Here is a 14,229-nt window from a genome sequence, read left to right on the forward strand (position 1 = left end):
ACACAGGCACTCTCTTGAGGAACATAATGAAAAAGATTATTTTCGCCGCGGCTCTGATTTTAAGCGGCGTTTTGGTGGGTTGTAACCAGTTAACACAGTACAGCATCAGCGAGCAGGAAATTAACCAGTCACTGCAAAAACGCAACGATTTCGCCAAAGACATCGGCCTGCCCGGCGTGGCAGACGCGCACATCGTCCTCAGTAATCTGGTCAGTCAGATTGGCCGTGAGGAACCGAATAAGGTTACCCTTTCCGGCGATGCCAATCTGGAGATGAACTCTCTTTTTGGTAATCAGAAAGCGACCATGAAACTCAAAATGAAGGCGCTGCCGGTCTTCGATAAAGAAAAAGGGGCAATTTATCTCCAGGAGATGGAAGTGGTTGACGCAACCGTCACACCGGAGAAAATGCAGTCCATTCTGCAAACCCTTCTGCCCTACCTGAATCAGTCCCTGCGTAACTACTTTAATCAGCGCCCCGCTTACATTCTGCGTGAAGACAGCAGTAAAGGCGAAGCGCTGGCGAAGAAATATGCCAGGGGTATCGAAGTGAAGCCGGGTGAAATTATCATCCCGCTCACCGATTAAGCCCGTAAGGGCTTTTTCTCTGGAAAACAAGCAAGCCGAAGCGTTTATACCCACCATCATTCGCGTTGTGGGAAAGCGAAGACGCCATGAACCCCCGGGAGCTTATTCACGTTAGTGACCGGGACAAGCGCGAAGTGGCTCAGATGCAGCTTGAAGTATGATGGGTATACGCTTATGCTTAGTGCCCGGCAAAAAACCAGCCATATTGACTGATTCTCACCCAGCCGGAGCACTCCCATGACAGCACATTCCCAGGTTTTAAAAATCCGCCGCCCTGATGACTGGCACGTTCATTTACGTGACGGCGATATGTTAAAAACCGTCGTGCCCTGGACCAGCGAAATTTATGCTCGCGCCATCGTCATGCCCAATCTTGTCCCGCCGGTGACCAGCGTTGAGGCGGCAATTGCTTATCGCCAGCGCATTCTTGATGCCGTACCTGCCGGACATGACTTTACTCCGCTAATGACCTGCTACCTGACTGATTCACTCAATCCCGACGAAGTGGAACGCGGTTTTCGCGAGAATGTCTTTACCGCCGCCAAGCTCTACCCGGCGAATGCCACGACCAATTCAAGCCATGGGGTAACCAGTATTGATGCCATCATGCCGGTACTTGAGCGCATGGAAAAACTGGGGATGCCACTGCTGGTTCACGGTGAAGTGACCCAGGCAGAGATCGATATCTTCGATCGCGAAGCCCGCTTTATCGAGACGGTCATGGAGCCACTTCGCCAGCGTCTGCCGGGGTTGAAAGTGGTGTTCGAGCACATCACCACCAAAGATGCCGCGGAATATGTCCGTGACGGCAATGAGCTGTTAGCGGCCACCATCACACCGCAGCATTTGATGTTCAACCGTAACCATATGCTGGTCGGCGGTGTACGTCCGCATCTGTATTGCCTGCCTATCCTGAAACGTAACGTGCATCAGCAGGCGCTGCGTGAACTGGTCGCCAGCGGCTTTACCCGCGCGTTTCTCGGCACGGACTCTGCGCCACACGCCCGCCATCGTAAAGAGGCAAGCTGTGGCTGTGCAGGCTGCTTCAACGCGCCGACTGCGCTGGCAAGTTATGCCACCGTGTTTGAAGAGATGAATGCCCTGCAGCATTTTGAAGCGTTCTGTTCACTCAACGGTCCGCATTTTTATGGCCTGCCGGTGAATGAATCCTTCATTGAACTGGTGCGTGAAGATTCAACGGTCATCGACAGTATTGCTTTGCCGGAAGACGCGATTATCCCATTCCTCGCGGGTGAGACAGTCCGCTGGACAGTGAAATCCTGATTTTTTTCACCCCCCTGTTGTAAATCTTGCAATGTAACTGTATAAACATACAGTAAATAACACAGGGGGTTGCCATGCGCATCGAAGTGACTATTGCCAAAACTACACCGCTCCCGCCAGGTGCTATTGATGCCCTGGCGAGCGAGCTATCCCGCCGACTGAATAATTATTATCCTGATAGCGAAAATAAAATTACGGTTCGTTATGCGACAGCGAATAACTTATCGGTGATGGGCGGAGCAAAAGAAGATAAAGAGCGCGTCAGTGAAATTCTGCAAGAAACGTGGGAAAGCGCCGACGACTGGTTTATCCGCGATTAAAAAGAGTTTGTATTGTGCATGTTTTTGCCGGGTCGCCCCGGCTTTTTTTGTTTTTTAAGCAAAAATCTTAGTTCTCTCCTAACCTGCATAAAAATCACGCGTAAGTTAGCGTTTCCTTGTTCAAAAAAATCCAACTGAAATAAAATTATGTTGCAGAGTGTTATTTATTCGATCAGCAAGGTTAAATATTGGTATACTGAAAAGGCTTCACAAAAACACGCATTGAACCTCGAAAGTCGTTGTCAGTTAACACGCCATAAGGGGGTTATGATGGAAAAGAATAATGAAGTCATCCAGACCCATCCTCTGGTTGGATGGGATATCAGCACAGTGGACAGTTACGACGCACTGATGTTGCGCTTACATTACCAGACCCCAAACAGAGCCGCTTCTCAGGACACCGAAGTAGGCCAGACGTTGTGGTTAACGACCGAAGTTGCCCGCCAGTTTATTTCGATTTTAGAAGCGGGTATCGCCAAAATAGAATCAGGCGAGTACCAGGAAAATGAGTATCGTAGGCATTAGCGATAATGCTCAATAATCACTCAACAGGCACCCACGTGGTGCCTTATTTATTTCCCGTCTTGTATAACGCCTCCCGGTTATTTACCCTCCCGATTACGACTTGATGGAGAACGACATGAAATACGATTTGATCATCATTGGCAGCGGCTCTGTCGGTGCGGCGGCGGGCTATTATGCGTCCCGCGCCGGTCTCAACGTACTGATGACCGATGCGCACCTGCCACCACATCAGGAAGGGAGCCACCATGGCGATACTCGTTTAATCCGCCATGCATATGGGGAGGGGGAAAAGTACGTTCCGCTGGTATTGCGCGCCCAGGCGTTGTGGGATCAACTGGTTGCTGACAGCGGCGAAGCCGTCTTTGAGCGCACCGGGGTACTTAATCTTGGCCCGGCACATTCCTCTTTTCTGGCAAATGTCGCGCAAAGTGCGCTGCGCTGGAATCTGGCCGTGGAAAAGCTTGATGCGCCGTCACTGATGGCACGCTGGCCAGAAATCACCGTCCCGGATGACTACATCGGCTTGTTCGAAGCGGACTCCGGCATACTTCGCAGCGAACTGGCAATTAAGGCCTGGATTCGCCTGGCACAAGAAGCCGGGTGCGCCCAACTGTTTAACTGCCCGGTGACAGCCCTGCATACTACCGATGATGGCGTGAGTATTGATACATCTGAGGGAACATTCAGCGCGAAAAAGATCCTCATCAGTAGCGGTACATGGGTTGCGAACCTTATTCCCGGCTTACCTGTCCAGCCGGTACGAAAAGTCTTTGCCTGGTTCCAGGCTGATGGTCGTTACAGCACCAAGAATCGCTTCCCGGCCTTTACCGGCGAAATGGCGGATGGATCTCAATACTATGGTTTCCCCGCTGAGGATAATGCGTTAAAAATCGGTAAGCATAACGGCGGACAACGTATCAACGAGGCCAGTGAACGCGTACCGTTTGGCGCAGTAGCCTCAGATGGTTCAGAATGTTTTCCCTTCCTGCGCCAGATCTTACCGGGCATCGGTGGTTGCCTGTACGGGGCCTCTTGCACTTATGATAATTCGCCTGATGAAGACTTCATCATCGATACCCTTCCCGATTGCCCCCATGCGCTACTGGTCACCGGGCTCAGTGGACATGGTTTCAAATTTGCGCCAGTGCTTGGGGAGATTGCGGCCCAGTTCGCCCAGGGTGAAAGCAGTAAATTTGATTTAACCCCCTTCTCTTTAGCGCGCTTTGCAGGATAATTCCTTCCCGCGACCCTTTTCCTTTTGGGTCGCCTTTTCTTTTGGCCGAATATCTGGAGAGATTATGCGCCGCTTGTTCTTCTTTCTTGTTAATAACGTCCGCGAGCATTTAATGGTATATATCGCTTTATGGTCACTCATCGCTCTTGTGGACTTAATTTATGTTGTCTGGGCTGAATGACGAACATTGACATTTACTGACATTTGTTTAAAAAAACTTAAAATTAAGACAGATTTTTTGAAATAAAAAATCTCCTTACCGCCTCTACCCTTAGCCCTGCAAAGCTTCTATAACTTCCATACCCTCTAATGAACTGAACATATTTTTGAAAAGTAATTCAAAATTTTTGATATACAAAAAAATAAGATTATTAATTGTTATTTTTAAGTTGCAATATTATTTTTCTGACGCCATTTTAAATTAACTTTTACACTCTTGCGGTTCACATTATGCAACTCCGTAATTCTCCATTTCGCTATGGCGCAATTTCTGTTGCCCTGCACTGGCTGGTCGCAATTACAGTCTATGGCATGTTTGTACTGGGTTTATGGATGGTCACGCTTAGCTACTATGATGGCTGGTACCACCAGGCGCCCGAATTGCATAAAAGCATTGGCTTTGTCCTGATGCTGGTCCTGGTGGTTCGCCTTATCTGGCGTCGTCTCTCTCCACCGCCCGCGCCACTCGCAAGCTACTCGCGACTGACCCGCGTCAGCGCGGTTGTTGCACATATCGCACTTTATTTGCTGCTGTTCGGCATCCTGTTCAGCGGTTACCTCATCTCCACGGCTGACGGCAAGCCCATCAGCGTTTTTGGCCTGTTTGAGGTGCCTGCCACCCTTGCTGATGCGGGCTCGCAGGCAGACCTGGCCGGAGATATTCACCTGTGGCTGGCATGGACGGTCGTTATCCTATCGGTCTTACACGGCCTTGCCGCCTTTAAACACCATTTCATCGATAAAGACGACACCCTAAAGCGCATGCTGGGTAAGTCGTCATCTGACTCTGGAGTATGATATGAAGAAAAGCCTGTTGGGTTTCACCCTCGCTTCGTTACTGTTCTCTGCGGGTTCCGCGATGGCAGCGGAATATAAAATCGACAAAGAAGGCCAACATGCCTTCATCAACTTCCGCATCCAGCACCTCGGTTACAGCTGGTTGTACGGCACATTTAAAGATTTTGACGGCTCTTTTACTTTTGATGAGGCAAATCCTGCTGCCGATAAAGTCAACGTCACCATCAATACCAACAGTGTCGATACCAACCATGCGGAACGCGACAAACACCTTCGCAGTGGCGAATTCCTTAATGTGACGAAACACCCGCAGGCAACCTTCACCTCTACTGAGGTAAAAAAAGACGGTGATGAGCTGGATATCATCGGCAATCTGACCTTAAACGGCGTAACCAAACCCGTGAAACTGGAAGCCAAACTGATGGGCAAGGGTGATGATCCGTGGGGTGGCAAACGCGCCGGTTTTGAAGCAGAAGGGAAAATTAAACTTAAAGACTTTAATATCACTACCGACCTTGGTCCTGCATCGCAGGAAGTCGATTTGATCATCTCAGTGGAAGGCGTACAGCAGAAGTAAAACCACGCACGCAGCAGGGGCGGATCATACATAATTATCCGCTCCTGATGATTCGCCTGCGAGCCTGTTGCTTACGCAGGCGAAAATCTTTTACTCAGGGTCCGGGATACCGAGCTTTGTGTTCAGACGGCCGCGTGATTTGTTGAAAATCTTGTTGCCGTTTTCCCGCCCGGCTCGCCGCTTACGCTGTTCCTCTTCCGGCAACTGGCTCTCTTCAAGGCAGGCTTCGCTACAGCATCCTTTGAACTTTTCAGCACACGACGGGCACTGAATAAACAGCAAATGGCAGCCGTCATTCACACAGTTAGTATGGCTGTCACAAGGCACACCGCACTGATGGCAATGGGCAATCACATCGTCAGAGATACGCTCCCCCATACGCTCATCGAACACAAAGTTCTTACCTATAAAGCGTACCGGCAGCCCCTGCTCACGGGCGCGACGGGCATATTCAATGATCCCGCCTTCGATGTGCCAGACCTTGCTAAAACCGTTGTGCTTCATCCAGGCGCTGGCTTTTTCGCAGCGGATCCCGCCGGTGCAGTACATGACAATCTTTTTGTCTTTATGTTCCTGCATCATTTCGACCGCTTTTGGCAACTGCTCGCGGAAGGTATCGGCAGGAATTTCCAGCGCACCATCAAAATGGCCCACTTCGTATTCATAGTGGTTGCGCATGTCGATAAAGACCGCTTCCGGATCGTCCAGCATCGCGTTCACTTCGGCGGCTTTCAGGTATTCACCGACGTCACTGGCATTAAACGAGGCATCCTCAATCCCGTCCGCGACAATGCGATCGCGCACTTTCATGCGCAGTACCCAGAATGATTTACCATCATCGTCAATGGCGGTATTCATACGCAGGCCATTCAGAGCAGGATCGAAACTGTACAGATAGGCTTTCAGCGCTTCGAACTGGCTTTCCGGCACGCTGATTTGCGCGTTGATCCCTTCATGAGCTAAATATACGCGACCGAACACATTCAGCTTTGTTAAAGCGGTATAGAGTGCGTCGCGGGTGGCCTGCGGGTTGACGATGGAGAAATATTTATAGAATGAGACGGTCTTGCGCGGCTCGGTTTCGGCGAGCATGCGCGCTTTCAGTTCATCATTCGAGATGCGGTTGTGTAACACTGGCATGGTGTACGTATCCTGCAATGCGGTAGTCAATAAAATCGGGCGGCATCATAAAGCAATTAGTGGCAATTTACATCCACACAATTTGCGCTACATTTCCCTCATTAAAATCATCTTTCAATAACAATAGCCTGGCAATTACGCATTCAACTGGTAGAGATTTTGGTTGATTCGATAAAAATGCGACAATGCAGGAGATTTTTGCTGAGTAAGGAACGATATGACGCATTTACCAAAATTTTCCCCGTCACTGCTCCATCCGCGTTACTGGCTAACCTGGTGCGGGATTGGGCTGTTGTGGCTGGTGGTACAACTACCTTATCCGGTCCTCTATCGCCTGGGTTGCGGTATGGGGCGGCTGGCAATGCGCCTGATGAAACGCCGCGTCCGTATCGCACATCGCAACCTGGAGCTTTGTTTCCCGCAGATGCCTGAGCAAGAGCGTCAGGAAATGGTCAAAAAGAACTTTGAGTCGGTTGGGATGGGGTTGATGGAAACCGGGATGGCGTGGTTCTGGCCGGACAGCCGGATCAATCGCTGGGTTGATGTTACGGGCATGGACAATACCAAAATGCACTTCGCCGAAGGTAAGGGGATTTTGCTGATTGGCGTACATTTTTTAACGCTCGAACTGGGTGCTCGCGTCTTTGGCATGCATATTCCGGGCATTGGCGTGTACCGTCCTAATGACAACCCGCTGCTGGACTGGCTGCAAACGTGGGGACGGTTACGCTCAAACAAGACGATGATAGATCGAAAAGACCTGAAAGGAATGGTACGTGCGCTGAAAAGCGGCGATGTCGTCTGGTACGCGCCAGACCACGACTACGGCCCGCGTTCCAGCGTCTTTGTGCCCTTCTTCGCGGTCGAGCAGACCGCGACCACGACCGGTACCTGGATGCTGGCGAAAATGTCTAAAGCTTGCCTGGTACCTTTCGTACCGCGTCGTAAACCGGACGGTAAAGGTTATGAGTTGATCATGCTGGAAGGTGAAACCACCCCACCGCTGGAGACCGCAGAAGAGACCGCCGCCTGGATGAATAAGGTTGTTGAACGCTGTATTCTGATGGCCCCGGAACAATATATGTGGCTGCACCGTCGCTTCAAAACCCGCCCGGACGGTGTCCCTTCGCGCTATTAATCCCCGTAGCCCGGTACGCCGGGCTATGTTTGTTGCATTTCTACACATGCTTTCCGTTGCAGGTGTCATCACCCAGGCGCATAATTAGCAGGCTTATTATTTTCAATCGCTAATTCTTCGCGTGTGAAACGCGTAACGTGAACGGTAATGTCATCTCCTGCTCCCATAAACTGGAAACGTAATCTGACCGTGGCCTGGGTCGGCTGTTTTTTAACTGGCGCGGCATTTAGTCTGGTCATGCCTTTTTTGCCTCTCTACGTTGAGCTACTTGGCGTTACCGGGCATAGCGCGCTCAACATGTGGTCCGGTCTGGTCTTTAGTATTACCTTTCTTTTTTCCGCCATGGCTTCCCCCTTCTGGGGCGGCCTCGCTGACCGTAAAGGGCGTAAAATTATGCTCCTGCGTTCTGCACTCGGGATGGCGATTGTCATGGCCCTGATGGGCTTTGCGCAAAATATCTGGCAATTCCTTGTGTTGCGTGCGCTGCTCGGCTTACTCGGCGGCTTTATACCTAATGCCAACGCGCTGATCGCGACACAGATGCCACGAAACCGCAGTGGTTGGGCGATGGGAACATTATCGACGGGCGGTGTAGCCGGAGCACTGCTTGGACCGCTGGCAGGCGGTCTGCTGGCCGATGTATATGGGCTGCGGATGGTCTTTTTTATCACCGCCTCGGTTCTGTTTATCTGCTTCTTGTTGACGCTCTTTTGCATTCGGGAAAATTTCACTCCGGTGGCGAAAAAAGAGATGCTTCACGCCAAAGAGGTTTTAGCTTCACTGAAAAGTCCGCGCCTGGTGCTTAGCCTGTTTGTCACAACGATGATAATCCAGGTCGCAACCGGGTCTATCGCGCCTATTCTGACACTCTATGTCCGTGAACTGGCGGGTAATGTCGGTAATATCGCGTTTATCAGCGGCATGATAGCCTCGGTTCCCGGCGTGGCGGCACTAATGAGTGCGCCGCGACTTGGCCGCCTGGGCGATCGTATCGGTCCGGAAAAAATTTTGGTTGCCGCACTGCTGATTTCCGTCCTGCTGCTGGTACCGATGGCCTTCGTACAAACGCCGTGGCAGCTTGGGCTACTGCGTTTTTTACTCGGTGCTGCCGATGGCGCGCTACTGCCTGCGGTACAAACGCTGCTGGTCTATAACACAACCCAACAAATTGCAGGCCGCGTATTCAGCTACAACCAGTCATTCCGCGATATCGGTAACGTAACCGGCCCGTTGCTCGGCGCGGCGGTCTCGGCAAACTACAGTTTTCGTGCGGTATTTTGCGTCACGGCGGGCATTGTCCTGTTTAACGCCTTTTACTCCTGGATCAGTTTACAACGTCCTGCGCGCCAGAGGGTCGCTGACCGGGTCATCGATGATTAACACCGATGACTGATTTTTTTGTTCGGGTACTTGCAAAACCTCATATTCAACTATTCTTTCCCTGAATACCTCGTCAAACCACAGGGAGAAACTTATGACTATGTACGCTACGCTCGAAGAAGCAATTGACGCTGCTCGCGAAGAGTTCCTCGCCAATAATCCAGGCGTTGAGGAAGAAGATGCGAATGTGCAGCAATTCAACGTCCAGAAATACGTTCTCCAGGATGGAGACATTATGTGGCAGGCAGAATTCTTCGCCACAGACGAAGAGGAAGGCGAGTGTCTGCCAATGTTATCGGGCGAAGCCGCACAGAGTGTGTTTGACGGCGATTTTGATGAGATAGAGCTACGTCAGGAGTGGCTGGAAGAGAACACGCTGCACGAATGGGATGAAGGGGAATTCCAGCTTGAGCCTCCACTTGATACAGAAGAAGGCCAGGCTGCTGCGGATGAGTGGGACGAGCGTTAATTATTCGTATGGGCCATGATGTGCGTCAATGGGCAGTAAGAGCGTATCGAACACCAGCGAGAATGGCAGATCGAGTACGGTGACATAGCGCCATGCGGAGTCGCGGACATCCCATTTGACACCAGGGTAGTACTGATTGCCATGCCCCTGACCGGGGATCGTCCGGCTGATGATGCTACCACATCCGCTCAGCAGACATGCCATAAGCGCCACAATGACTATTCTCACTGACTACCTCACAAACATTATTTACGTAAAAAAATACCGGCCCTGGGGCCGGTATTTTCCTTAATGTCGGCTTACTTTGTTTTCAGGGCAAGCGGATTAAGCTTCACATCCTGATAAAAGTTAACCCAGGAGAGATATCGCTCAGGCGATGCCCATACGCGGTAATGCATGCGCGCCATAGTAACCGGATCACTCAGCAGCACCAGACGACGGTCACGGGTAAGCTTATCCGGGGTCTCGTTCAGCGCCTGCTCAACGTGACGCTCACGGGCGATCTCCAGAATATGCCCGCTACGGTGACGTGCCGTTGCCATTGCCGTTGCCAGCGCGTTAAACGACGGGTTGAACACCGCGTGCATAAAGCCATCTTCCAGTGAACGGCCGCGGTTCAGTTCCAGATACTTGTCGGTATCGACCAGCACCTGCGGCGGAGAGTACTCCTCCGGGATCAAGAACAGTTTCCAGCGCTTAGTGCGCAGGCCCGTCGTTGAACGACTGGAAATGACCGACACGAACGGAGAGAGGATCAGCGAGAAAACGATCGGCGCCAGCCAGAACAGGAAACGCAGATCCAGCCATGCCATACCCACTGCCCATACCAGCCCCAGCAACAGCTGAGAACCGTGGCGCATGAAAGCTTCGCCCCACGGAGTCGAATCATCGTCACGCTGCGGTGAGTTCCAGACCACTTCCCAGCCGAGGAATGCACTGACCACGAACACCGTGTGGAACAACATACGCACCGGCGCCAGCAGTACAGAGAACAGCACTTCCAGCAGCAGGGAGAGCGTCACCCGCACAAATCCACCGTACTCTTTCGGCCCTTTGCACCACACCAGAATGATACTCAGCAGTTTCGGTAAAAACAGCAGGACCATTGTTGAGGCAAAGAGCGCGATAGCCAGTTCCGGGCGCCACTGCGGCCACACCGGGAAGAGCTGACGCGGTTGCAGGAAGTACTGCGGCTCCGTTAATGCATGGACCACCTGCAGCGCAGTCGATAAGGCCAGGAACATAAACCACAGCGGCGCGGACAGGTAGGACATGACCCCCGTAAGGAACACCGCACGGTGTACCGGGTGCATCCCCTTGACGAGGAACAGACGGAAGTTCATCAGGTTGCCATGACACCAACGGCGGTCACGTTTAAGCTCATCAAGCAAGTTCGGCGGCAGTTCCTCGTAAGAACCAGGCAGGTCATAGGCAATCCAGACGCCCCACCCCGCACGACGCATCAGCGCGGCTTCCACGAAGTCATGCGAAAGAATCGAACCGGCAAAGGAGCCTTCACCCGGCAGCGGTGCCAGCGCACAGTGCTCGATAAACGGCTTCACGCGGATAATCGCGTTGTGACCCCAGTAGTGCGATTCCCCCAACTGCCAGAAGTGCAGACCCGCGGTGAACAGTGGGCCATATACGCGTGTCGCAAACTGCTGACAACGTGCGTAGAGCGTATCCATACCGGAGGCTTTCGGCGATGACTGAATGATACCCGCGTTCGGGTTCGCTTCCATCAAACGCACCAGCCCGGTCAGACAATCACCGGTCATCACGGAGTCGGCGTCCAGTACCACCATGTAACTGTACTGGCTACCCCAGCGACGGCAGAAATCATCGATGTTACCGCTTTTACGTTTCACGCGACGGCGGCGACGGCGGTAGAAAATTTGCCCTTCGCCCTGCACCTCGGCGATAAGTTCCATCCAGGCTTTCTGCTCGGCAACGCAGATGTCCGGGTTGTAACTATCACTCAGGATGTAAACATCGAAATGCTCACCGTTACCGGTTGCCTTAACCGACTCCCAGGTCGCACGCAGGCCCGCAAAAACGCGATCAACGTCTTCGTTACAGATAGGCATGATCAGCGCAGTACGGTGCTCAGGGTTGAGCGCCTCATCACCGACAGTGGAAGCGGAGATACTGTATTTATCCCGCCCTATCAGCAACTGTAAGAAGCCCATAAGCGCGGTCCAGAAACCGGCCGACACCCAACAGAACAGGACGGCGAACAGAATAAGGATGCCGGACTGCAGCACATACGGCAGTAGCTGCATAAAGGAAACCCACAGATTCTGACCCACCATGTCCGACGGGTTAATCAGCGCCCAGCCCTGGTAAGGCAGGATGGTCTTCATGTACCAGGTAGCGACCACGGTTTGCGACAGAGTCAGCAGCAACAGGATGTAACGGCGAATAGAACCCACCGTACGCCATTTTTGCTCGCTGGCCTGCTCTTCTTTCGTTAAACGCGACATATAGCGCGGCTGAACATCGCGACCGCGCAGCCGATCCCAGAAGCGCCCAATCGGGTTGGTTCTCCAGGGATCCGGGAACATCGAAGAGCGCTTCGCTTTTGGCATCGCCTCCAGTTGTGTACGCCCTTCATCATCTTTAACGAGTTGACCTTTCGCGAGGGAATCAGGCCAACTGTGTTCAAGACGCGCTTTCACTGAACCCAGCGGCGAATCATCATCACGAGTCCAGCTATGACGTTCCTCGTCCAGGGCTTCGTGCACGGCACGAAGACTCTCTGTCGGCAGCGCTGCCTTTTCCGCATCCGGAAGCGGCAGCGCGTCGATATACTCAGTTGTCTTATTCATTGGAAGGTAGCTGATAGCTCCAGGTTTCACTCAGGGTCTTGTCACCATTGACCAGCGCGGCACGCATATCGGTGGTTTTCTTCGGATCTTTAACCTTGACGCGCAGCATTAAACGCCAGCCTTGCGTGACAGGATTATAGCGAACGGTGTTTTCAACGATTTCGCCATTATCACCGATACTGGCCTGCGCGCTGACGGGGGTGTCTTTCGGCAGTTGCTTCATATCCTGACCGGTGAAGTCCACCACAAAAGCCTGTGTGCCATCCGGCTGACGAATCAGGTTGGATTGTTTGACATCGCCAGTGGAGCGACGGGTCTGCATTACCCATGCGTTATCAGGTGCGTGCAGTTTGTCTTCATCGCGGCTAAATGTGATGGTGTATTTGAAATTCATCTCTTTACCCGGTTCCGGCAGTTGATCCGGCGTCCAGTAAGTGACGATATTATCGTTGGTCTCGTCGTTGGTCGGAATTTCCACCAGCTCGACCTTTCCTTTACCCCAGTCGCCTTTCGGAGTGATCCAGGCGCTCGGACGCAGGTCGTAGCGGTCATCGATATCTTCAAAACGGGAGAACTGGCGACCACGCTGCAGCAGACCAAAGCCCTGCGGGTTTTCCATGGCATAACTGCTTACCGCCAGGTGTTTCGGGTTATTCAGCGGACGCCAAATCCACTCGCCGTTTCCGGCCAGCATCGACAGGCCGTTGGAATCATGCAGTTCCGGACGGTAGTTGGTTGCCGGTGATGGCTGAGACGGCCCGAACAGGAACATACTGGTGAGCGGCGCTACGCCCAGTTTGCCCACTTTGTCACGCAGATAGACTTTAGACTGCACGTCAACGACAGTATCGCGCCCTGGAATGATCACAAAACGATAGGCGCCCGTCGCGCGCGGAGAATCCAGCAGTGCAAAAATGGTCAGGCGTTTATCCGTCGGTTTTGGACGTTCGATCCAGAACTCTTTAAAGTGAGGGAACTCCTCTCCGGACGGTAAAGCCGTGTCGATCGCCAGACCACGGGCGGAAAGACCATATACCTGGCCTGCGCCAATCACACGGAAGTAGCTGGCACCCAGCATACTGACAATTTCATCGTTTTTATCTTTATTATTAATGGGGTAGAGCACTTTGAAACCGGCAAATCCGAGATCTTTGACTGTGTCTTTATCGTGCTGCACGTTGCCAAAGTTAAAATAATCCGGGCTGTATTTAATTTTGCGAACAGCGGTGGCAGTCACTTCATTGATAGCAACCGGCGTGTCGAAGTACATGCCCTGGTGATAAAATTCAAGCTTAAATGGGGTATTAATGGCGTTCCAGTAGGCCTTATCATGGTTGAATTGAATCTGCTGATAATCCGCATATTTCATCTCACGGAATACGGACGGCAGATTGCTCTTTGGCGCTTCGTAACCTTTGCCTGCTAAGGATTGTGCCTGTTTTGCGACATCGTCAATGGAAAAAGCCCAGCCTGATGACGTATAAAGTGACAACAGTACCGCAGCACCCAACCAACGCATTTTCATCATTCGTAATTTAGGTTTCATAATAACTAAGCACTTCCCCCTTTGTGTGCTTAAATCGATCCGATCCATTTTAATGGAAACTTTGGCATTCCGACAACTGAATCCCCGCTTTGTTCAGCGCGCTGGCTCAGTGAATAAGCAAATGAAACTAACCCTTTATCGTTTTGCGTACTTATCCTGGAGACAGTCTATCGGTCATAGTGTA

The 14,229-nt window shown here is 51.9% G+C and carries 15 protein-coding genes; 11 read left to right on the forward strand and 4 right to left on the reverse strand.

Annotated elements, in window-relative coordinates:
* Window positions 1–26 precede the first annotated feature (26 nt).
* The 8 genes from IP582_RS15775 to IP582_RS15810 all read left to right on the forward strand — a co-directional run bounded on the left by IP582_RS15775 (window position 27) and on the right by IP582_RS15810 (window position 5,544).
* Window positions 27–587 carry a lipoprotein gene (locus IP582_RS15775; protein ID WP_193793762.1) on the forward strand — a complete coding sequence of 187 codons (561 nt, stop codon included), beginning with the start codon at window positions 27–29 and terminating at the stop codon, window positions 585–587.
* Between the two features lie 237 nt (window positions 588–824).
* Window positions 825–1,871, forward strand: a complete 1,047-nt coding sequence (pyrC, locus tag IP582_RS15780; protein WP_193793763.1) for a dihydroorotase — start codon at window positions 825–827, stop codon at window positions 1,869–1,871.
* 74 nt (window positions 1,872–1,945) lie between these two features.
* Window positions 1,946–2,191 (forward strand): DNA damage-inducible protein I, encoded by a 246-nt coding sequence (gene dinI / locus IP582_RS15785; RefSeq protein WP_041851758.1) that lies wholly within the window; start codon window positions 1,946–1,948, stop codon window positions 2,189–2,191.
* Between the two features lie 270 nt (window positions 2,192–2,461).
* Window positions 2,462–2,716: a biofilm formation regulator BssS gene (bssS, locus tag IP582_RS15790; protein WP_041851759.1), complete on the forward strand. Its 255-nt coding sequence runs from the start codon at window positions 2,462–2,464 to the stop codon at window positions 2,714–2,716.
* Window positions 2,717–2,831: 115 nt separating this feature from the next.
* Complete coding sequence (gene solA, locus IP582_RS15795; protein ID WP_193793764.1) at window positions 2,832–3,950, forward strand: N-methyl-L-tryptophan oxidase; 1,119 nt, start codon at window positions 2,832–2,834, stop codon at window positions 3,948–3,950.
* 64 nt (window positions 3,951–4,014) lie between these two features.
* The gene (locus IP582_RS15800; RefSeq protein ID WP_064572418.1) at window positions 4,015–4,131 is read left to right on the forward strand and encodes a YceO family protein; all 117 of its coding nucleotides are present in this window, start codon (window positions 4,015–4,017) and stop codon (window positions 4,129–4,131) included.
* A 269-nt stretch (window positions 4,132–4,400) separates the two neighbouring features.
* On the forward strand, window positions 4,401–4,967 hold the full coding sequence (locus tag IP582_RS15805) for a cytochrome b (RefSeq protein WP_193793765.1): 567 nt from the start codon (window positions 4,401–4,403) through the stop codon (window positions 4,965–4,967).
* A 1-nt stretch (window position 4,968) separates the two neighbouring features.
* A complete protein-coding gene (locus tag IP582_RS15810; RefSeq protein ID WP_193793766.1) occupies window positions 4,969–5,544 on the forward strand; it encodes a YceI family protein in 576 nt (191 codons plus the stop codon).
* Between the two features lie 90 nt (window positions 5,545–5,634).
* Here IP582_RS15810 and IP582_RS15815 read toward each other — a convergent pair whose 3' ends face one another.
* The gene (locus tag IP582_RS15815) at window positions 5,635–6,684 is read right to left on the reverse strand and encodes a rhodanese-related sulfurtransferase (RefSeq protein WP_193793767.1); all 1,050 of its coding nucleotides are present in this window, start codon (window positions 6,682–6,684) and stop codon (window positions 5,635–5,637) included.
* Between the two features lie 217 nt (window positions 6,685–6,901).
* Here IP582_RS15815 and IP582_RS15820 point away from each other — a divergent pair, with 217 nt between their 5' ends.
* From IP582_RS15820 to IP582_RS15830, 3 genes are all read left to right on the forward strand, one after another.
* Window positions 6,902–7,822 carry a Kdo(2)-lipid IV(A) acyltransferase gene (locus IP582_RS15820; protein ID WP_041851764.1) on the forward strand — a complete coding sequence of 307 codons (921 nt, stop codon included), beginning with the start codon at window positions 6,902–6,904 and terminating at the stop codon, window positions 7,820–7,822.
* Window positions 7,823–7,969: 147 nt separating this feature from the next.
* On the forward strand, window positions 7,970–9,202 hold the full coding sequence (gene mdtG / locus IP582_RS15825; protein ID WP_193793768.1) for a multidrug efflux MFS transporter MdtG: 1,233 nt from the start codon (window positions 7,970–7,972) through the stop codon (window positions 9,200–9,202).
* Between the two features lie 94 nt (window positions 9,203–9,296).
* The gene (locus IP582_RS15830) at window positions 9,297–9,671 is read left to right on the forward strand and encodes a MysB family protein (protein WP_041851766.1); all 375 of its coding nucleotides are present in this window, start codon (window positions 9,297–9,299) and stop codon (window positions 9,669–9,671) included.
* On the opposite strand, the gene IP582_RS15835 is transcribed toward IP582_RS15830, so the two are convergent.
* The 3 genes from IP582_RS15835 to mdoG form a co-directional block, all read right to left on the reverse strand.
* Window positions 9,672–9,899: a YceK/YidQ family lipoprotein gene (locus IP582_RS15835; RefSeq protein WP_041851767.1), complete on the reverse strand. Its 228-nt coding sequence runs from the start codon at window positions 9,897–9,899 to the stop codon at window positions 9,672–9,674.
* A 71-nt stretch (window positions 9,900–9,970) separates the two neighbouring features.
* Window positions 9,971–12,499 (reverse strand): glucans biosynthesis glucosyltransferase MdoH, encoded by a 2,529-nt coding sequence (gene mdoH / locus IP582_RS15840; protein ID WP_193793769.1) that lies wholly within the window; start codon window positions 12,497–12,499, stop codon window positions 9,971–9,973.
* On the reverse strand, window positions 12,492–14,045 hold the full coding sequence (gene mdoG / locus IP582_RS15845) for a glucans biosynthesis protein MdoG (protein ID WP_228007905.1): 1,554 nt from the start codon (window positions 14,043–14,045) through the stop codon (window positions 12,492–12,494). The genes mdoH and mdoG overlap by 8 nt, the downstream gene beginning before the upstream one ends.
* Between the last annotated feature and the right edge of the window lie 184 nt (window positions 14,046–14,229).

Origin of the sequence: Citrobacter sp. BDA59-3 (assembly GCF_015167655.1) — a bacterium.
GTDB classification, from domain to species: Bacteria; Pseudomonadota; Gammaproteobacteria; order Enterobacterales; family Enterobacteriaceae; genus Phytobacter; species Phytobacter diazotrophicus.